General features: G+C 35.7%; 19 protein-coding genes and 1 pseudogene. 9 read left to right on the forward strand and 11 right to left on the reverse strand.

All coding sequences use genetic code 11. The features are described from left to right. Positions 1-386 precede the first annotated feature (386 nt). Both TY21_RS10400 and TY21_RS11730 read right to left on the reverse strand, forming a co-directional pair. Complete coding sequence (locus TY21_RS10400) at positions 387-893, reverse strand: helix-turn-helix domain-containing protein (RefSeq protein WP_052354634.1); 507 nt, start codon at positions 891-893, stop codon at positions 387-389. Between the two features lie 336 nt (positions 894-1229). Then, a complete protein-coding gene (locus TY21_RS11730; RefSeq protein ID WP_255501542.1) occupies positions 1230-1361 on the reverse strand; it encodes a hypothetical protein in 132 nt (43 codons plus the stop codon). A 170-nt stretch (positions 1362-1531) separates the two neighbouring features. Here TY21_RS11730 and TY21_RS10405 point away from each other — a divergent pair, with 170 nt between their 5' ends. The 3 genes and pseudogenes from TY21_RS10405 to TY21_RS10415 all read left to right on the forward strand — a co-directional run bounded on the left by TY21_RS10405 (position 1532) and on the right by TY21_RS10415 (position 3498). Then, the gene (locus TY21_RS10405) at positions 1532-1900 is read left to right on the forward strand and encodes an IS630 transposase-related protein (protein ID WP_042243465.1); all 369 of its coding nucleotides are present in this window, start codon (positions 1532-1534) and stop codon (positions 1898-1900) included. Beyond that, positions 1891-2379, forward strand: a pseudogene (locus TY21_RS11175) (IS630 family transposase); the annotation flags it as partial. The gene TY21_RS10405 and the pseudogene TY21_RS11175, both read left to right, overlap by 10 nt. A 120-nt stretch (positions 2380-2499) precedes the next feature. Beyond that, a complete protein-coding gene (locus tag TY21_RS10415; RefSeq protein ID WP_042242366.1) occupies positions 2500-3498 on the forward strand; it encodes a phosphatidylglycerol lysyltransferase domain-containing protein in 999 nt (332 codons plus the stop codon). 98 nt (positions 3499-3596) lie between these two features. Here the strand turns inward: TY21_RS10415 and TY21_RS10420 are convergent, their stop codons facing one another. Then, positions 3597-4106: a DUF2147 domain-containing protein gene (locus TY21_RS10420; RefSeq protein ID WP_042242364.1), complete on the reverse strand. Its 510-nt coding sequence runs from the start codon at positions 4104-4106 to the stop codon at positions 3597-3599. A 689-nt stretch (positions 4107-4795) separates the two neighbouring features. On the opposite strand from TY21_RS10420, the gene TY21_RS10425 reads away from it, so the two are divergent. Next, positions 4796-5275, forward strand: coding sequence for a DUF6790 family protein (locus tag TY21_RS10425; protein WP_042242361.1), 480 nt, complete (start codon positions 4796-4798; stop codon positions 5273-5275). A 65-nt stretch (positions 5276-5340) separates the two neighbouring features. On the opposite strand, the gene TY21_RS11180 is transcribed toward TY21_RS10425, so the two are convergent. From TY21_RS11180 to TY21_RS10435, 3 genes are all read right to left on the reverse strand, one after another. Then, the gene (locus TY21_RS11180; protein ID WP_158623079.1) at positions 5341-5484 is read right to left on the reverse strand and encodes a hypothetical protein; all 144 of its coding nucleotides are present in this window, start codon (positions 5482-5484) and stop codon (positions 5341-5343) included. A 271-nt stretch (positions 5485-5755) separates the two neighbouring features. Next, complete coding sequence (locus TY21_RS10430) at positions 5756-6538, reverse strand: hypothetical protein (RefSeq protein ID WP_042242358.1); 783 nt, start codon at positions 6536-6538, stop codon at positions 5756-5758. 343 nt (positions 6539-6881) lie between these two features. Further along, positions 6882-7241, reverse strand: a complete 360-nt coding sequence (locus tag TY21_RS10435) for a Spx/MgsR family RNA polymerase-binding regulatory protein (RefSeq protein ID WP_042242355.1) — start codon at positions 7239-7241, stop codon at positions 6882-6884. Between the two features lie 104 nt (positions 7242-7345). Between TY21_RS10435 and TY21_RS10440 the strand changes: the two genes are divergently transcribed. The 3 genes from TY21_RS10440 to TY21_RS10450 all read left to right on the forward strand — a co-directional run bounded on the left by TY21_RS10440 (position 7346) and on the right by TY21_RS10450 (position 9398). Then, positions 7346-8026 carry a hypothetical protein gene (locus TY21_RS10440; RefSeq protein WP_052354580.1) on the forward strand — a complete coding sequence of 227 codons (681 nt, stop codon included), beginning with the start codon at positions 7346-7348 and terminating at the stop codon, positions 8024-8026. Positions 8027-8565: 539 nt separating this feature from the next. Continuing rightward, positions 8566-8985, forward strand: coding sequence for a DUF302 domain-containing protein (locus TY21_RS10445; RefSeq protein WP_042242352.1), 420 nt, complete (start codon positions 8566-8568; stop codon positions 8983-8985). Further along, positions 8982-9398 carry a hypothetical protein gene (locus TY21_RS10450; protein ID WP_042242350.1) on the forward strand — a complete coding sequence of 139 codons (417 nt, stop codon included), beginning with the start codon at positions 8982-8984 and terminating at the stop codon, positions 9396-9398. The genes TY21_RS10445 and TY21_RS10450 overlap by 4 nt, the downstream gene beginning before the upstream one ends. Positions 9399-9538: 140 nt before the next feature. Here TY21_RS10450 and TY21_RS10455 read toward each other — a convergent pair whose 3' ends face one another. From TY21_RS10455 to mgtE, 4 genes are all read right to left on the reverse strand, one after another. Next, positions 9539-10528 carry a class I SAM-dependent methyltransferase gene (locus TY21_RS10455; RefSeq protein WP_042242347.1) on the reverse strand — a complete coding sequence of 330 codons (990 nt, stop codon included), beginning with the start codon at positions 10526-10528 and terminating at the stop codon, positions 9539-9541. Positions 10529-10948: 420 nt separating this feature from the next. Continuing rightward, the gene (locus TY21_RS10460; protein WP_042242344.1) at positions 10949-11536 is read right to left on the reverse strand and encodes a hypothetical protein; all 588 of its coding nucleotides are present in this window, start codon (positions 11534-11536) and stop codon (positions 10949-10951) included. Between the two features lie 15 nt (positions 11537-11551). Beyond that, the gene (locus TY21_RS10465; RefSeq protein ID WP_042242341.1) at positions 11552-11944 is read right to left on the reverse strand and encodes a BON domain-containing protein; all 393 of its coding nucleotides are present in this window, start codon (positions 11942-11944) and stop codon (positions 11552-11554) included. A gap of 587 nt (positions 11945-12531) precedes the next feature. Next, positions 12532-13908 (reverse strand): magnesium transporter, encoded by a 1377-nt coding sequence (gene mgtE / locus TY21_RS10470; protein WP_042242338.1) that lies wholly within the window; start codon positions 13906-13908, stop codon positions 12532-12534. Between the two features lie 560 nt (positions 13909-14468). On the opposite strand from mgtE, the gene TY21_RS10475 reads away from it, so the two are divergent. Beyond that, complete coding sequence (locus tag TY21_RS10475) at positions 14469-14807, forward strand: hypothetical protein (RefSeq protein ID WP_042242336.1); 339 nt, start codon at positions 14469-14471, stop codon at positions 14805-14807. A gap of 335 nt (positions 14808-15142) precedes the next feature. Here TY21_RS10475 and TY21_RS10480 read toward each other — a convergent pair whose 3' ends face one another. After that, a complete protein-coding gene (locus tag TY21_RS10480; RefSeq protein ID WP_042242333.1) occupies positions 15143-15571 on the reverse strand; it encodes an Hsp20/alpha crystallin family protein in 429 nt (142 codons plus the stop codon). A 1228-nt stretch (positions 15572-16799) separates the two neighbouring features. On the opposite strand from TY21_RS10480, the gene TY21_RS10485 reads away from it, so the two are divergent. Beyond that, complete coding sequence (locus tag TY21_RS10485) at positions 16800-18020, forward strand: cation:proton antiporter (RefSeq protein WP_042242330.1); 1221 nt, start codon at positions 16800-16802, stop codon at positions 18018-18020. Positions 18021-18335: the final 315 nt, after the last annotated feature.

Here is an 18335-nt window from a genome sequence, read left to right on the forward strand (position 1 = left end):
CATAAATTAATATTCAGCCTCCATCCAAAAAGTTGTCAACAAAAAATTCGTGTTGATATAAGGACGAAAAAATCATTCAACATACTTTTAATCAACTCCTTACGCAATTGACGTAGAACACAGTTTATAAGTTTTCTATTCTCTTTTCGTTTAACCAAATATTTTTTTAATGTGTTACAGCCTGCTTTTCTAGCTCTGTGTAACGCTGGTAGGAACGATTAGATTAAAAGTGGCTAAGCAAATAAGACCATAAGTTTTTTGACTGATTAAGCTTAAGAGCTATCGAGAGGTAGCGAGAAAGGGTGAATATTAGATGCATTGTTATCTTACTAAGCTTAATGCAACCCCCTACTACCTTTAGATCTTTAGCTTAAAAGATTGATTCTTTAATGCATTGATGACTTTCGAATTTTTTTAAGGTTTTTATATTCCTTTGGATTGGCCTTATAACGCTGAAGACGACGGGTCAAGGGCGTATAGCTAAAGCGGCGTAAAATCCCCCAAACGCCAGGTAAAGTTAAATTTCTACCGAACTCTTCTTTTAAAATGAATTGAAGATCGTTTAAGTGAAATACTCTGAGCGACTCGCAAGTCTCAGGCCCTTTTTCTACTCTTTTTAGAAATGCTTTCTCTTGCTCAGGAGTTAAAGTTCTTTTTCTACCACTGATTATAGGCCTTTTATCTTTTAATCCTTCTAAGCTGTGATGGTTGTATCTTCTTATCCACTTCTGAATAGCACTTGTACAATAACCTAGAGTTTTTCCTATCTGAGAAGCGCTCTCTCCTGCCATCGCCATGGCTACTGCTCTTAATTTAAGGCTATAACTAGCATAAGCTTTCTTTTTTGACAGAGCATTTAATTCTTTGATTGTATGATAAGCAGCTACAAACATAGTTTCCTCCTTTCTCATCACCTTTTCTTACCCTCAATTATCCTCCTTATTTGAATTTAGTAAAGAGCTGTTTGTATTTTCAAACATTACTACGTAAGAAGTTCTTTAAAAAAAACAATAATATTAGTAAAAAAAAATTATTATAGAATAAGTGAATCTGGGGCATAAAAGATTTTTTTTGACGGTAGAAGGTATAGCCTGCCGCTAAGAGCTGCATGTATAGCGTCCACCAGTTAATCTAGAATAGATTTGCTTTGGCAGTAAAGAGTTCTAATACAGTTGTGCAATAATTTTATCCAGTTTTTGCCATATATAAGCTAGCTACCCCAACACGACTTAGGTGTAATGACTAGGTTTTCCAGCTTCTTCGGCGGCATTATTGGTCATAAGAATGGCAGGATCTTTCAAATAAGCACAAAAAGGTGTGATCTCCTTTACAAGCTTGTGTCCAAACTTTCCACCTGCCATGTTGAAAGCTAAGAATTTGGCTTATTGCTTCCATTCTTTGTCGCTCTCAGTCTTCATGACAACTTTCACATACTCTAGCACTTTTTTTAAAGTTTCTAAAAATTTTAGATCCTCCAATGTATAGTTATTTGAATTCTATTTTTCTAAGGATATATGTATAATCAATTGGCATGGTATATTCACACGATTTAAGAAAAAAAGCTTTGAATTATATAGAGAATGGCGGCTCAATGGCCACAGCTAGTGAGGTGTTTGGTGTAACAGTTCGCACGTTAACCAACTGGATTAAGCGGAAAAAACAAGGTTGCCTAGCTCCTAAAAAAAGACGACAGAGCCCCAGTAAAATAGATAGTGAAAAGCTAAAATTATATATAAAACAAAATCCTGATGCCTACCTTAGGGAAATAGCTGAGGCATTCGGAGTGACAATAACTGCAGTCTTTTATGCCTGTAAAAGACTGAAAATCACTTTAAAAAAAAGACACCCTTCTACAAGGAAAGAGATGAGAATAAACGAGAGGAGTTTAGACAAAAGCTAGAAAACATTCCGGAAGAAAATAGGATTTACATAGATGAGAGCGGGATAAATGCCTACTTACAGCGCCAGCATGCAAGATCACCTATAGGAGAAAAGATTTATGGTGCTATAGCAGGTCGTTCATTTGCTAGAGAAAGCTTTATAGCAGCTAAATGCAAGTCTAAAATTTTAGCTCCTTTTTGTTATACAGGTACTTGTAATTCTCTTCTGTTTAACATTTGGCTAGAAAAAATATTGATACCTGAACTTAAAGCAGGACAAGTTCTGATAATGGATAATGCTACCTTCCATAAATCGCAAGCCACTGATGAACTTATTAAAAAGGCAGGGTGTGAGATTTTATTTTTACCGCCTTATTCTCCAGATCTAAACCCTATTGAAACCTTTTGGGCTAATTTTAAGAAGATTGTGGCAGCAAACTTAAGTAAGTTTTCTACTCTTGCTCAAACCATTGATTACTCTTTTTTAAATATATGTTAATGAACAGAAATTTAAAATTCAAACCACTATAATACGACCTTCCTTCACCTAACTAAAATAATCCATTGACAATTTCTTTAGTAAAATTTAGGTTGGCAAAAAAAAGCAAGGATAAGAAAAATGCAGCTTCAAGAATTACCATCTCAACAAAAACTTAGCAGCCAGGAAATAGCCGAGTACGTCACACGTTGGGGAGGCTCCCCTTCTATCGCTTTACTTGATCCGCGCTGCCAAATCTTTACCTCTCGTTATGCTGAAGGGCTTATTGGTTATCGCCTTGCCGCAGGTACCGCTTTTGTGTTTGGCGAGCCTGTATGTGATCCTGCTTTAAAAATTTCATTAGCTCTAGAATTTGAAGAGCAGTGTAAAAACAATAAAAAGAATATCGTTTATACTCAAGTCTCTCAAGAATTTGGAGATTGGGGTGTGCAACACTATAAGGGCGCTCTGATTGAGGTAGGACATGACTTTTTTGTAGATCCTCATCTTGATCCTACGGCAGGACGTGATGCAAGGATGTTGCGTAAAAAAGTTAAGCATGCCTTAACTGAAGGAACGTCTATTCATGAATACACTTCACCACAAGCAGAACTAGAACAAGCCATGGAGCAAGCTAAGCAAACTTGGCTAAAGGGTAGGAAAGGGCCTCAAATCTATCTTTCAAATATTCATCTATTTAACAATCGCTCAGGAAAAAGATGGTTTTATGCTATTAAAGGAAACCGTTTAGTGGGGCAATGCATGTTAAATCAATTAGAAGCAAGAGGTGGCTGGGTCATCAATCTCTTAATGGCCACGCCAGAGGCTTCAGGAGGGACCACTGAGCTCCTTGTCGTCTCCATACTAGAGCAGTTACGTAAGGAAAATTGTCAATATCTTACCTTTGGCATGGTTCCCTTAGACAAAATTAATCAAATAACCGGCTTAAGTGCTTTTTCTAATTGGTTTACCAAAACTGCCTTTAAAGGTGCTAATTGGATGTTTAAGCTGGATGGCAAAAGAAAATATTGGCAAAAATATAAGCCCTATTACGAGAGCAGCCATCTTCTTTTTACCAATAAAAAATTTATGGCGCGCGATATGTTTGGGCTCATGCGTGCCATGAATGCCAGATTTTAAAAGAAGAAAAAATCTCATTCCTTAAGAATTAATCCATTAAACGAGGAGTAGCTAAAGAAAATTCTTTAACTACTTAAAAAAGTGCAGCTTACCGATTTTCATTTTACTTTAGGGATGTTAGGTATAAAAGCAGGTAAGTTAGCTTGGGTGAATAATCCACTTAGCTCCTCCTCATTGACAGGTAACCATATTTGATTTCTACCAAAACATAGTAGTTTACCTCGCACGACTAAATTATCGTCTTGGCGCCATAGTTCTGCTCCATACACTCTACCCTTTTCAGGATCTAAAATTTTTCCATTAGTATATTTGTTACCTTTTTTTTGCAGATTCCAAATAATATCTAAGCCTGCATAATAAGGATTACCTAAGACCGCTGGGGCTCTGTCATGAGGATGATCGATAGTGTCCGCAATTTCGCCTTGCTCATCAAAAGTAGCCACAATACGTCCATAATATTTCCCTTGATATTCGTAAATAGCTATCGTGCACTCAGCCCGGCCGGTTTTCTCATTGATGGTTTTCCAAAAGCCTGTAATTTCCTCCCCAGCAAAACCTTGACAAAGTATCAGTAAAAAAAACGAGGTAAACAAAAGAAAATTTTTCATATTTTTAACTCCCAATGGTTTTTCTATAGTAATTCCGCTAAGCATCTGAAAATATTTGCATAAGTGATAAGCCTAAAATTAAGGATAGTAGAAAATAACATGGGTTGAATACTTAATTTTCAACCAACCTAAAATGTTAGAAAGGGTTCCTCCCTCTTAATAATTGCCTCGTCAAAACTTATTATCAGCACATGCTATCAAAAAGCTTAAATTGCCTTTTTTGATGAGATTTAACATGAAACATTAATTTTAGATAAAAAAATTTTCATGAAAGTTTTTAAGGTAAAGAGAATATGACTCCTTGCTCCTCACGTCTATTTTTACCCTATAGATAAAGCAAAAAGAGAAGAAAAGCAATTTTTTTACTTTTACTTGGATATACAAAAAAAATATGGTATGCAAATATTAGCAACATCTCCCTTTTTAGAAAGCGCTAAGGAAAAAATTTATTATGAAGAGAAAAGGGGCCTTAAAAGGGACGGAAGAAAAATTTACAACGCGCTTTAAAAGAACTAAGTTTGCATATCCAATACCCAGAAAGTTGTCTCTCTACTTAACGAGAGGGGTTTTATAAAGCAGGGGGTTGCATAAGAAGTAGCTCAAAAGCGTATAAGAAGAAAAAAAATAGAAATTTTTCTAATAAATTAAAATTAAAGATAGCTTTTAACTTTTATTTTCTGAGGACCTAGATGATCGGTTTTATACTTTTTGGAATGGCGCTTGTCTTTACCCTTATCCATAAGACATTGGTTAAACAAGCTGAGCTTCGGGAAATCTTACTTTCCTATCTTCTCTTTTTTAATATTGGAATAATGGAGCTTATTGCTTTTAGTGGTCATATTTTCAAGTCTGACCAGATTGCAGCTTTGATTGGATGGCCGCCTGGCAGTCCTTTTCAATTGGAAGTAGGTGTAGCTGATCTAGCTTTTGGGGTTTTGGGCATTTTATCTCTTTATTTTCGTGGTTTATTTTGGGTAGCCACTGTAGTAAGTTCTAGTATTTTTTTGATGGGCAATTTTTGCATCCACATGGCTTCCTATCTCGACCATAATAAAGCTCCTTATAATAGTGGTATTTTAGTATGGTTCGGTAACTTGGTGATACCCCTCTGTCTATTGATTTTGCTGAGAAGCTATCTCAAAAATTTTCATTCCTTCCCTAAATTTTAAAGATCTGAACAGTTAGATAGATGACAGCCAGATAGATGCATGCATGCTTAGGTATTATTATCTACTCAATACTCATGCTTGGAAAAGGTAGTCATAGGGTTTAAGTAAAAAATCTGACTTTCAGTAAAAAAAAATAAGCTTCCTTCTACTGCTTCTTCCCAAGAACTATGGATGATTTCGCTTTTTATCCAAAAAACTCTTATAGCCATAAAGCTTACCCTAAGCTTTCTTTTTTGCCCTCATCCTTGCTTAAAAGAGATAGAAGACCTCTTTAAAGAGTAAAAATGGAGTAAGTGGGGTAAAACAATTAAATAGAGAAGAAACAGGATAAAAAGCTTCTACTCTAGCCTCAATTTAACGAAAATCTACTATTTTTCATCGTTTATGAGGCTTAGCGGAGACGATATTTTATCTTTAACAAAGTTCAACATTCTATATTTGAAAGAGTTAGGAGGGTGACACGCCCCCCCCAATGGATCATTAAAAAGAAAAATTAAAGTTCATCTCGTGGGTTAAGAGCTCCATTATTTTAGCAATATTTCTTTTCCCCTCATCTCCCCAGCGATGTAAAATTACTACCTCAGAAAAAAATTTCTGATCAGCTGTCCAATTGTAAATAGCAGGAAGCGAAGTAAAGGAACCTTGGTTTGAGTTTAAAATATGGGCCATTAATTGCTGATCCGAACAAAACAAATGATTTTGCTCTATGGCAAGAGCTACCCACTCTTTGATTATCATAGAATGCTTAGCAAATGCTATGACTCCCGCGTTGTACATTATTTGACCGGAAGTGATTATTTTTCTGTGTAGATTTAATTCTTGAGAAAATGCATGTTCAGCCGCTACAGCAAAGCCAGCTTCATTTTTACACCATTCAAATAGAGGTTGCAAAGATCCCCGCACCTGGCAATCTAGATCTAGCCATAGGCTTCTTTCAAAAGGTGACAATAACAAAGCAAAAGGTTTTTTATACCAGGTAAAACGTAAATCCCACACGTGAGGCTGCATTGTTTCCCACAGGCAAGCTTGCGTAGGGTCTATCTGTTCCTTTTTGGCCATAAAGCTATCAGTTAACTCTAACTTTATCAACTCCCCACGCTGTTGACACCAGTTTTTTGCTCTTAAAGACATGTCACCATAATCTACGAATAAAACCGGATGCTCATTATGCTGACGAAAATGTATCCACCACCAGGGTAGCATCCATTCTAAGCGATGGGAAGTACCCACAATAACACCATCTTCTGGCTTCGTAATAGGCATATTTGACCCTCAAAAAATTTTAATATAATTTTTATACCTCATATACTAGAGCCTATTTAAAGGAAAGATTAAATAGCTTATTAAGATACAAGTCTACCTCCTTCCTTTATAGAGAGGAAAAGGCTATAAGTCTGTAGGAGGTGAGCCCTACACGCACACACACTCTCTCTCTCTAAAGTCTACATTTGCAAACTTAAGAAAAATTTCTTTAAGGCTTTCTTAGCACATTGGTAAAAAGGGATCTACCCACTAAAAAACTTTTTTAAGAATTGAGAGAAGGAGAAGCTTGGAGCAAGATTAATAAATTATCTTAAAATGCATGAAGGCAAGGTAAAAGCTTAAGTTAACTTAAAAAAACAGACTTCCAATGCTCTTCCTGAAAGCCTACTAAGCCCAAGCCATCCCCTAATAAGAAAGGCCGCTTAACAAGCATTCCTTGCGCATGCAATAAAGATAAAGCTTCATTTTGAGGCATATAAGGTAATTTTTGACTCAATTGAAGTTCCTTATAAAGCCTACCAGAAGAGTTAAAAAGCTTTTTTGTATCCCCTTTATAATAAGAAAGCATCTTATTTAATTCCTCAAGAGAAGGAGGAGATTTCACGATATCTATTGCTGTATAAGAAATATTAGCCTTATCTAAAAATTGTAAAGCTTTCTGGCAGGTAGAACATTTTGTATGCAGATAAACAAGAACAGACATTATAGGACTCCTTAAAAAAATCAAAAATTTTATGGTACATTATTTTTATGATCTTTTAAAGTTAGATTTACGTTTTACGCATAAAAAAATAACCCTAGGAGCTAATGAATAAATTAGCAAAAATTCCCGTGGAAGAATGGGTAAATGCATATTTATCCCATCAAGAATATAAAAGATCGACTACCTTGTGTGCCATCATGACCTCATTTGGCAGTGATAAAGGAAATGAAAGGCACAACTACACCACTCTTTATGCTAAAATATTTGGCCCTTGGAGGCATAATAAAATTAATCTTTTCGAGTTAGGAATTGGGACTAACTATCCAGATATTCCCTATAACATGGGAAGAGACGGCACCCCAGGAGCTTCACTTCATGGATGGGCTCTTTATTTTTCGCAAGCAAACATTTTCGGGGCGGATATAGATCAAAGAATTTTATTTCAAACTCCAACGATTAAAACTTATTATTGCGACCAACGCCAGAAGAGTTCCATTCATCATTTATTTAGCAACACAGAGTTAAATAACCTTCAGTTTGATATTATGCTTGAAGATGGTTTGCATGAATTTGAGGCTAACCTTAATTTTTTGCAACATAGCATTCACAAACTTAAAGAAGGAGGAATATATATCATTGAAGATCTCACTGCTCATTCAAGAGTAGCTTTTATAAAGCTTATTCCTTACCTGAAAAAAGAATATCAACTAAAATATATAGAAGTAATCATCATTCCTTCAAAATTAAATCACTTTGATAATGCTTTATTGGTTATCCAAAAATGAATTTTTTCCAATCTGCTTACCGTTACTTTTATTTTCCTACTCAACCTAAAATTTATCTGGAAAAAAGTTTGCTTGTTGCTTTTTTAATTTTTATTAGCCTAGGAATTTAAGAAGGCTTAACGTAAATGCCTTAATTATTCCAGCTACCTCCTGCTTTTCTCAACTCCATGCTCTAAAACTCCTACCCCTATTTCAAATACAACTAAAAGCACAAGTCTATTTATAAGAAAAAATAAATGGAAAATGGCTACCTCTCTCCTATTGAAGGATGGACCGCATCAAAATAAGTTAGAGATTTATTAAAATATAAAGCTGCCCCCTTTAAGACGATAAATTATTTTTTATTTTTTCTTATTCTCCTCATCTTTTACCATCGATTGGCCTTATGCTTGGAATAAAATATAGAGGAGCAAGAAGTAATATCTCTGCCACTTATGAATTTTTTCTCTCCATTCCCCCACGAAAAACTTTAAATTAAAATTTAATTTTGTCATATTCAACTTAACTTTACAATGTAGACAGTGCCAAGGATTTTTATCATGAGCCTCCCTTCCTATCCCTTTATCGTCTATTCTAGTGCTGAACCACCTTCAAAAATAATCGAAAAGCTAATCAGCATTATTAATGCTAAAAATGTTGCGTTATTTGCGCTTATCGATCATGCAGAAGAAGCTTTAAAAAAAGGATTAAAGTTACCCTATGAACAGCTACTTATTTTTGGAGACCCTAAAACCGGTACTTTACTCATGCAAGAAAACCCTGCTATTGGGATAGAACTTCCTCTAAAAATTCTTGTATGGCAAAACGATGAAGGTCTTACCCAAATTGGTTATAAAGATCCTACCTGTTTAGCAGCAAACTATGGAATAAAAGAGAACCTTCAAATTTTACAAAAAATGAACGATACCCTTAACACGTGGGTAAAAATAGCACTTCAACAAGACAAGGAAATTATATGAGCACAAACAAAATTAATAAGTCTGAAATAGATAAGGCATTGAAAGGCAATTGGAAAGTGATAGGCTGCCAACTTAATGGCCTTTGGTTACCTTCTGCCATATTTGAGAACTTCATCTATAGCTTTTCTGATGTGGAGCATTTTAAATTAGCCTGGGGCGAATTAACTTTTCCCAACTACGTAGGAGGCTTTCCTAAAAGCGATAAAGGTAGGATATCTATTAATATTGATTTTCAACCTTACCAGATAGATTTAATTCCTCATTCAGGGCCTTTTGCCGAAAAAGCCTTTAAAGGTATATTTGAACTCGATCATGACATTCTAAAAGCTAATTTTGCTTTTCCAGAAATAGAGAGACCTCACTTTTTTTCTGCTAAGCAAGGACATGTATATGAAATCTGGCAAAGAATATAAATAAAGGGGATTTTTTTGCCTCACTAGAAAAGATTTCAAAAATTAAAAAATATTTTTTATTACCCTAGCAAATTAAAAATATGACGAATTTTTATCAAGAAGGCTAAAACAAAAAGATATATTAAAAAATATTTGTTTATTTATGAAGATAAAGGAGTAATTTTCCAGCAACGATGAATTTTAGGATCATGAAAATCTAAAGGCAAAGTTTTAGTAGAGATGTCGATAATCGAACAAGTGCTAAAAAGGCTTTTATCAAAAACAAAGGTGCGCGAATTAGTGCTGAAAAATATTATTCCTTTTTTGCAAAGAAGTTTAATAGCTTTAGACAATAAGTCCACATAATCGATTTGGATATCAAACATTTCAAGCATTTTTTTCGAGCGCGAGATGGTAGGAGGATCGATAATAATAATGTCGTATTTAGTGCCTGTACGGCTTTCTTGGTTTAGAAATTTTAAGCAGTCTTCACGAATAATAGGATTTTTTTTCAAAGGAAGAGCATTAAGCTCAAAGTTGTCAGCTCCCCAGGCGGTGTAAGTGTTCGACATATCCACGCTTTTTGTAAAAGTTGCTCCAGCTCTCGCCGCATGTACACTAAAAGCGCAAGTGTAGGCAAACAGATTTAAAACTCTTTTGCCTGGACAGGCTGCCGCCACTATTTGACGAGTCTCCCGATGATCTAAAAAAAGCCCCGTATCTAGGTAATCACGAAGATTAATTTTAAACTTCACCCCATATTCATGCCCGATAAAATACTCTTTAGAGCTCTCCTTCTTTTCATATTGCTCCATTTTTTGTCGCCGCACACGCGTGCGCCAATAGATCAAAGCAGGAGTGACGCCAAAAAGAGATCTTAAGGCTTGCTCAACTTCTTCCTTTAATTCAGCTGAAGGTTCAGGAGCTTCTCTCGTGCGAGAAAAATAATGTACACAAAACCTTCCTGCATAAAAATCGATTGCTAAAGGATAATGCCTTATCTCACGATCATAAATGCGAAAGCAATCAGTAGTCGTGCGCTTTGCCCATTTGCGAATGTGACGGTAATTTTTTCTAAGGCGATTTTTAAAAGAGGAAGTTTTATCTTCTCCATCTGCTATGGACGGAAGATATAAGGCGACTTCATTCATTACCATTATCCTATTCATATTTATTAGAGAAAATTGCTTTAGAAGGTCTACTAAAAATCGATAGACTTCGCAAGAATAGCTTTTGATACTAAATTTTTTTAAAGTTTAAGGAAAGCTTTTTAATAGAAATCTCTTTTCAAACAAGTAATTTTTAAGACGAAGAACCCTATCTAAAATCCTATATGCTGTCGTAAGGGCTTAGAAGAGTCCAGTTACTTGCCTGCCAATCACTAAAAGAGAATGACCTAAGAAATTATCAGTATTTAAAGGCGGAGTATCCATGGAGGGTCGGTAGAAAAGAGAATAGAGGCACAATAATCTACCTTTTAATAAGGTCTTCAGAAACGTTTACTTTATTACCCTAATTTTTAAGAAAAAAACTACTCAGGGGTGCATTAAAGCACCCCTGAACATCGATTCTTAAAGTTTGCTTTCCGATGTCTCGTTTGTGGAAGAGATATCTTTAGCTCCTTCGTTTTTCATGATCTCGTAAGCACGAGTCACTTCCTCGGGCGTATCAGCATGCGCGCTGATTAAAATATTGCCAGCCTTTAAGCCAGCTTCATATTTTTTTGCTTCATTTTCTGGAATTCCTGCACCAACAATGGCTCCTACCAAAAGACCTAAGCCTCCTCCTACAGCCGAACCACTTAAAGCAGCCATAATCGGGCCAGCAGCAATAAGAGCTCCTAGTCCGGGGATAGCTAACGAGCCAATTCCAGCCAGCAATCCCAAAGAACCACCAAGCACTCCACCTGCCGCAGCTCCTACAGCTCCCATTTCAGAAGCTTTAGAGCCCGTGCTGCTAGAAGAGAGGTCCTTATCAGCCGTTCTTGCAGAGTCTCCTTCCATAGCTTCGCCCTGCCTATTAGAGGTAACTTTCGGCTGATTTTGATCAGGAGAAAGGATAGAAATATCCTCATTATGAAATCCGGCAGATAGAAGTTGTGATACAATTCGTTGAGCCTGAGCTTCACTACTAGCTAAGCCAAAAACTACTTTTTTCATAACAGCCTCCATAAATTAATATTTTTTTCCGGTTATTTCTAGTTGATTCTCTATTTTTTTTATTCCAGGAATCTCTTTGGTTTTTCCAATAATAATTTCTCTTTCTTCAAGTGTGGCAATAGGACCCCGTAAAGTCACCACTCCATCAATTGTTATAATTCTAATGTTCTTTGCATTCATAGACAAAGAATCATCTTTCACTATAGCCTGACGAATTTTTTGGGTAATGGTACGATCTGCTTCACTTTCCGATTGATCTAATGGAGTTTTTTCTACTGCATAGCGATCAGCTTTATCCCTTAAATAATCTGAGTGCTCTCCTTTGGGTGAAGAAGGGACAGATTTATCCTTGTTATCACAAGAAATAACAGCTAAAGATAGCAGCGTCATTAAAAAAATTTTTTTCATAGAAACCTCCTAAAAGTTAACCATAATTTGTAAATAGAACCTTATATGCAAATCTTAATTTCAATCTAACGTGGTGGCATTATCTAAAAAGACACCCAGTAGAATAAAAATTTTCCTCGCAAGATCAAATTAACAACAGGGCACACTGTTACCTATCGAACGCCATTTCTCGCCTTAACTTTAGTGTCAGGAAATGGCAGGATAGGAAACACTCAATAAAAAAACTAAACTAACAAAACTCTTTAGAGTAAAGCCTAATTCTTTAGTATTTCAGCTTTTAGTACTCTACTCACTTATTCTTTTAGATTTATAAAAGTATGGTGGTGTCAGCACAGCTTTTTTGTTATTAAAGTCCTTATTTAATTAAGGCTTTTTCCAGTGCTTTAACTTTTAAAATATTTTCTCTTAATTTTTAATTTTATCCATTAGGCTGTATGAGATATACAATCTATCTTAAAGTAATTTTTGTCTACAGTAAATGTTGCTTTCTTGATTGAATAAATGCTTTTTCAAAAAACAAATTAATATATTAAAAAAATCCAGGAAAAGCCTCTAAAAAAAACTTAAACTCAATTTTTTTGAAATATTCATAATAATGAGCCTTTGAGTATTACCATCGCCAAGGTAAAATAGATGACGATTCCTACTACATCTACAATGGTAGCCACTAAGGGAGCTGAAGAGGTAGCGGGATCAAATCCTAGACGGCGTAAAACAAAAGGCAACATAGCTCCTGAAAGTGATCCCCATAGTACCACTCCTATTAAAGAAAAAAAGATAGTAACGGCCATTAAAAACCAATGTTCACCATATGCATGCCCTAAAGTCCCCCATAGCGATACCCGAATAAACCCTACCACCCCTAATACTAAGCCTAAGGAGGCGCCTAAAAGAAATTCTCCCCGCATAATATTCCACCAATCTTTGAGCTTCACTTCACCTAAAGCCATTGCGCGAATAATAAGGGTAGAAGATTGTGAGCCCGCATTTCCCCCACTGGAAATTATCAAAGGAAGAAATAAAGCTAAAACGACAGCTCTTGAAATTTGATTTTCGAAGAAACTCATGGCTGTAGCTGTAAACATTTCGCCTACAAATAGTATGACCAGCCAACGAGCTCTTTTTTTTATCAATTCAAAAAAAGGAGTCTCCAAATAAGGCTCATCTAGAGCATCACTTCCACCAATTTTATGCACTTCGTTAGTATTTTCTTCAGAAGCTAATCGCAAAATATCATCAATGGTGACGATACCTAGCAAAACTCCTTCATCATTTATAACTGGTAAAGCAACGCGATTATATTCTTTAAATATATTAATAGCTTCTTCAGCTGCATCATGAACGGATAAAGCTAAAAATTTTTGATCCATAATTTGGGCGATTTTATACTCTTTTGGATGAAAAAGTATCTCTTTAAGCCTTAAATCATCAATCAAGATACCTGCATCATCCACCACGTAAATTACATCAATTGTTTCACTATCTTTTCCATACTCTCTAATATAATCAAATACCTGTTCTATACTCCAATTCATCTTGACTGCTATATAATCCGTAGTGATCAGCCGTCCTACGCTATCTTCCGGATAGCCTAGCAAGGTTAAAGTTTCAAGGCGTTGCTCCGGGGGCAAAAGTTTTAAATAATCTTCCACTACCTGCTGAGGTAATTCTTCTAAAAGAGCAGTACGATCATCAGATCGCATAGCTGTTAGCATGCTTGCAATTTGCGTAGAAGATAATGAGTGCAAAATTTGCTTTTTTTGCTTATCAGAAAGATAATCAAATGTTTCAGCTGCTTGTTGAGGAGATAACAAAGTAAAAACAAATAATCGATCAGGCATAGTTTTTTTTTCTATCAGATCGGCTATTTCAAATCCTGAGAGAGATTTTAAACTCTCCTGCAATTCTTGATCTTTTTTATCTTTAATTAAATGATTGAGGGAGGTCAAAGGGGAGACTTTCATGAAAAAACCTTCTTCTACTCTTTTGTAAGCTTTTATTCATAGCCGATGTGCGATTATCTTCACAATTTATTTCTTGGCCTTGCCCCCCTAAGGTCCCCCAAGATAAAAAGCTTTTTATTTGCTAAAACTCCCTTACAAAAAAGTTATAAGCTTGCTCCTGTTTATATGTAAGCGGTCTTGATAAAAACAATTAAATTTCCAATCAATTAGACATACAACATACAAAAACGAATAAGAAAAAACTTCTTACAGCTTACTCCTCAAAGCTAACTTAAAGGATATAAATCAAAGAAGAAGTTGTAGATGAAAATTTCTTGAAAACTACTCAAATGATTAATAAAAAGAATACTTTTTATTTTTCAGCAAGCCCAGAAAAAAGGATTTTTGGATGAAGGAACACTAACAGTGTGCCTCTCCTATTTTTTCTATTTCATGAGCCCTCAAGTGATTACATAAAAAATTTAAACAAACCTAAACGGTGCCAATTATATTTATATATATATAAAATAAATTTTAAGATATTTTGAGGTTAGCATACATAGTTTATTTTAGGAGGTTTTATGAATATAAGCTTTACTCGTTGTTGTGGTTTTTCTCTTTTCATTTTAGGAGGGATTTTATTACCTCTTCAGGCTGATCCTAGTAATCAAGGCAAGCCTGCTCCTTCGCAATATCCTCAACCCAGTCCTAAGAAAACGCAAGCTTATATGCCCTCGCCTGCAGATCAAAATTATAATAACCTTACTGACCCTTCTGCTAATCCTAGCAATATTCCCCCTTCTAATCCTCCTGGCTTTTATGGCGGGTTTTATGGGTCACCGCCACCCCCTACAGCTAAACAGTCATTTCCCGATAAAGCTGCAGCGGATGAGCTTTATAAGCATATTCAAAGCAGGTGAGCCTTAATTAAGGCTAATCTGCGATTTTATCCTTAAAGTGGATAGAAACCGGCAAGGGGTAAGAGCCAGATATAAGGATTTTTATCGCACTTAAGATAAAACTGGATTATGCCTAATAGCCAATCCACAGAATTTTTTTCCTATCGTGTCATCTTTTTTGCAGAAAACGGATTTAAGACGCCACTTCCATGAAGAAAAAAGCAGCGTAGGGAACTAAAATTATTTCAGGAGCAGCTGAGTATGCTTAAAATTACTCAGCCTGCTGCCTTAGCTATATTATAAGACTTTGGTGAAGTAGAAGGTAATAGGTTTTTTACCCTCTTCTCACTGCTTTTTTATTTTTCGCTTTTCACAGAGATCCGTTTAGCTTCGGAAGATTTTGCTTTTTGAAAGCTAATCTGTAAAACACCATCTTTATAAGAGGCTTGAGGTTCTTCACGATCGTTAACTTGTTCGGGGAGAGCTACGCTATAAGAAAATGAACGCATCGATCTTCTATAAAATTTCTTATCTCTATCACTTTCTTCTTCTTTTTTTTCTCCTTTAATCCACAGAACACCTTTATTTAAATTAATTTCAATTTCCTCCGGATTTAAACCAGGCATAGCGGCTTCTACGACAATGTTGTTATTTTTGTCCTCATAAATAGTAAGCCCTTGATCTCTTTCCTCACCATAAAATTGCTCAAGCTCACGCATGAGATTTTTTGGAAAACGAAATAAGGGGTCACGATTGAAAATGGAAGGGAATAGGTTAAAAGACATTTTATACCTCCTTAAAATCAGTTATAGGATTAAACGAACGATATAAATTAATACCTTTTTATCATATCTAATGATTAACTGTCAAAAGGATAGGCGTCACTAATAATTTAAAAAGTGATTCGGCAGATTGCCGGCAATTTTTCGGGCTTGCTGTGTAAATAACCTAATCGCTTGTCGTTTATGAGCTCCCTTATACTAGCTCTTATTCCCTTTATTGGTCCCTCTTAAGCTTTGAAAACTTTAATCTCTTTCATTTTATTTATAGTTAAAGGCTTAATGGAGAGTCCTGCTTGCTGATAGGCTAGTTTTGCAGAACTAAAATTTCCTCCAAAGCCCCGCTTCATGCAAACCATAGCTATGCCAGCAAGAAAGCTTCTCTAATACTTGCCAGTCTTCTGCCAAAACTTCCTAGCGCTATTATCTTCCCCCAGCCTTTAGCAAATTTTGAGGCATCTTTTCTCTTTTTCTCCATGAATGGATTGCCTCTTCACTTAACCTGACTTCTCGTCGCATTCTTGGTATTTGTGGATGATTTGTCACCCTGTTTTTCCTATTATCTATCGATTTATCTATCGATCGATAAGCTATTATCCCTCTCCTGGCACAAATTCTGTTTGCCTTCAGGCCATGGTCTAATTGTCTATAGAAATAGATCCTAAGCAAAAGGAGTAAGGATTTCTCTGGCTCTCAAGTCTCGTATACAACAGGACAGCTTGATCCCTAATGCCTAGGATTATAGAGTTAAATACAATTTTTGAGAAAAACCTGCCAAAGAAAAGCCCATAACTTTGTAAGTTTCAAAAGCTTTCGAATAAAATGTTAACTTCTTTTTATTAAAATAAATTTTTACCTCCCAAATCTTCAGAAAACCTAAGTCATCTACCCGTGTAAAAAATTATATTTATGAAGCTTGGTTTTTTGGTAAAATCAGGCTTTGAAGCCTTTTTTACCCAACTACAAGCAAGCTAAATAAGCAAATAAAAAATATAATTAATATTTTTTTTCATCAACTTGGATGACACAAAAAAGACAAAAATGTAAAAGGAGTAAGCCAAGCGTTTGACATAAACAAAGCACTTATTTAGCATAAGTGTCATTTTTACTGTAATCTCTCGAGTACTAGGCTATACTACGAGAGCATTATTAAAATTGCCCATTTTTATTTCATAAGCTGACCCTTACACGAGAAGCTGAAAACTTAATCTACAAGCCTTAAGGAAACATTACTATGCTAATTCACAACTTTTTTCTCCAGCTTGTCATTATTCTATTTATGGCTAGAGTGTTAGGAGAATTTTTCGCTAGGTTTAATATTCCCTCTGTTATTGGTGAACTTTTTGCCGGCGTTCTCATTGGACCTAGCCTGTTTAACTTAATAGAGCCTAACGAGATGATTAAGTTATTGGCAGAAATAGGAATTATTCTTCTTCTTTTTGAAGTAGGACTTGAAACGGATATGGGAAGGTTAGCAAAGACAGGCAGCAAGCCTCTTATAGTAGCAGTAGGAGGGGTTATCATTCCCTTTACGCTCGGTTTTCTTGTCAGCTACCAACTATTTGACTTAAGCCTACTCGTATCTTTATTTATTGCAAGCACATTAACAGCGACTAGCATTGGAATAACAATTCGAGTGCTTACTGATCTTAAAAAACAGAGTAGCGATGAAGCCCAAATTGTACTTGGCGCCGCTGTCATCGACGATATCATAGGTATTATTTTGTTATCTATCCTTTATGAATTCTCTCAAGGAGGAGGGATTAGCTTTATAAATATTGGCAAAGTGCTCCTATTCATCTGTTTATTTCTTATTTTAGCCCCTATAGCTGCTAAATTTATCTCTAATATCATCAAACATTATGAAGAGAAAAGTGAGATTCCTGGACTTCTTCCCACCACTATCGTTTCTCTAATATTATTGTTTGCTTGGCTAGCTCATCAGATGGGAGCTCCTGCACTTTTAGGAGGATTTGCAGCAGGCCTTGCTCTTTCTCGACAATTCTTTCTACCTTGGGGAACTTATTCTCCTCTTAACGAAGAGTTTTCTCATAAAGTGGAAACCCAAATGAAGCCAATCGTTCATCTATTTACGCCTCTATTTTTTGTCACGATAGGTTTATCTTTAAACCTTAGCGAAATCAATTGGGGATCAACCTTCATTTGGCTACTCTCTATTTCTATACTTATCGTCGCAATAGTGGGTAAGCTATCATCAGGCTTCCTTCTTTTTAAAGAAAATAAATGGATCAAATGGGCTGTGGGTATTGCGATGGTTCCAAGAGGAGAAGTGGGGCTAATTTTTGCAGAAGTGGGGAAAGATAGCAAAATTTTTGATAACGATTTGTATGCTTCTATGATCATTGTGATTGCCATTACTACGGTCTTTACCCCGTTCTTTATGCGATTCTTCTACAATCTTCAAGCTCAGGCAGAAAATGAAGTAAAAAGCTAATCGATAGGTAACATTAATGATAATAAAAAAAGGGCTCTAAATCCTGCTATTTAAAGCAAAATTTTTTGTTAGCTTGCATAGTGTACCTTTCGTAGCCTTCTACCCCTAGCTTTGCTAAGAGTCTAAAGTACCAAATTGCATAGGGAAATTTAATAAGAAGATATGAAAAACTTATCTCAGATGGCCTTAAGTTCTTATTTGTAAGAAACGCTTTAAGGGGGCTTTTCTTACAAAAAATTATAAGGGATCAAGGAGATACTAGTATTGCTTGGCATGTAAAACAATTTCTAGGCTTTTGATTTTCCCATCCCCTGA

The organism is Neochlamydia sp. S13, assembly GCF_000648235.2.
GTDB lineage: Bacteria > Chlamydiota > Chlamydiia > Chlamydiales > Parachlamydiaceae > Neochlamydia.

What these genes read in the sequence shown, in the direction of transcription:
- TY21_RS10430 (WP_042242358.1), bottom strand. Translation starts at nt 6,538, where the DNA reads ATGCCTATTACGAAGCCAGAAGATGGTGTTATTGTGGGTACTTCCCAT.
- TY21_RS10425 (WP_042242361.1), top strand. Translation starts at nt 4,796, where the DNA reads ATGATCGGTTTTATACTTTTTGGAATGGCGCTTGTCTTTACCCTTATC.
- TY21_RS10415 (WP_042242366.1), top strand. Translation starts at nt 2,500, where the DNA reads ATGCAGCTTCAAGAATTACCATCTCAACAAAAACTTAGCAGCCAGGAA.
- TY21_RS11180 (WP_158623079.1), bottom strand. Translation starts at nt 5,484, where the DNA reads ATGGCTATAAGAGTTTTTTGGATAAAAAGCGAAATCATCCATAGTTCT.
- TY21_RS10475 (WP_042242336.1), top strand. Translation starts at nt 14,469, where the DNA reads ATGAATATAAGCTTTACTCGTTGTTGTGGTTTTTCTCTTTTCATTTTA.
- TY21_RS11730 (WP_255501542.1), bottom strand. Translation starts at nt 1,361, where the DNA reads ATGGCAGGTGGAAAGTTTGGACACAAGCTTGTAAAGGAGATCACACCT.
- TY21_RS10485 (WP_042242330.1), top strand. Translation starts at nt 16,800, where the DNA reads ATGCTAATTCACAACTTTTTTCTCCAGCTTGTCATTATTCTATTTATG.
- TY21_RS10405 (WP_042243465.1), top strand. Translation starts at nt 1,532, where the DNA reads ATGGTATATTCACACGATTTAAGAAAAAAAGCTTTGAATTATATAGAG.
- TY21_RS10445 (WP_042242352.1), top strand. Translation starts at nt 8,566, where the DNA reads ATGAGCCTCCCTTCCTATCCCTTTATCGTCTATTCTAGTGCTGAACCA.
- TY21_RS10465 (WP_042242341.1), bottom strand. Translation starts at nt 11,944, where the DNA reads ATGAAAAAAATTTTTTTAATGACGCTGCTATCTTTAGCTGTTATTTCT.
- TY21_RS10450 (WP_042242350.1), top strand. Translation starts at nt 8,982, where the DNA reads ATGAGCACAAACAAAATTAATAAGTCTGAAATAGATAAGGCATTGAAA.
- TY21_RS10435 (WP_042242355.1), bottom strand. Translation starts at nt 7,241, where the DNA reads ATGTCTGTTCTTGTTTATCTGCATACAAAATGTTCTACCTGCCAGAAA.
- TY21_RS10480 (WP_042242333.1), bottom strand. Translation starts at nt 15,571, where the DNA reads ATGTCTTTTAACCTATTCCCTTCCATTTTCAATCGTGACCCCTTATTT.
- TY21_RS10440 (WP_052354580.1), top strand. Translation starts at nt 7,346, where the DNA reads ATGAATAAATTAGCAAAAATTCCCGTGGAAGAATGGGTAAATGCATAT.
- mgtE (WP_042242338.1), bottom strand. Translation starts at nt 13,908, where the DNA reads ATGAAAGTCTCCCCTTTGACCTCCCTCAATCATTTAATTAAAGATAAA.
- TY21_RS10420 (WP_042242364.1), bottom strand. Translation starts at nt 4,106, where the DNA reads ATGAAAAATTTTCTTTTGTTTACCTCGTTTTTTTTACTGATACTTTGT.
- TY21_RS10455 (WP_042242347.1), bottom strand. Translation starts at nt 10,528, where the DNA reads ATGAATGAAGTCGCCTTATATCTTCCGTCCATAGCAGATGGAGAAGAT.
- TY21_RS10460 (WP_042242344.1), bottom strand. Translation starts at nt 11,536, where the DNA reads ATGAAAAAAGTAGTTTTTGGCTTAGCTAGTAGTGAAGCTCAGGCTCAA.
- TY21_RS10400 (WP_052354634.1), bottom strand. Translation starts at nt 893, where the DNA reads ATGTTTGTAGCTGCTTATCATACAATCAAAGAATTAAATGCTCTGTCA.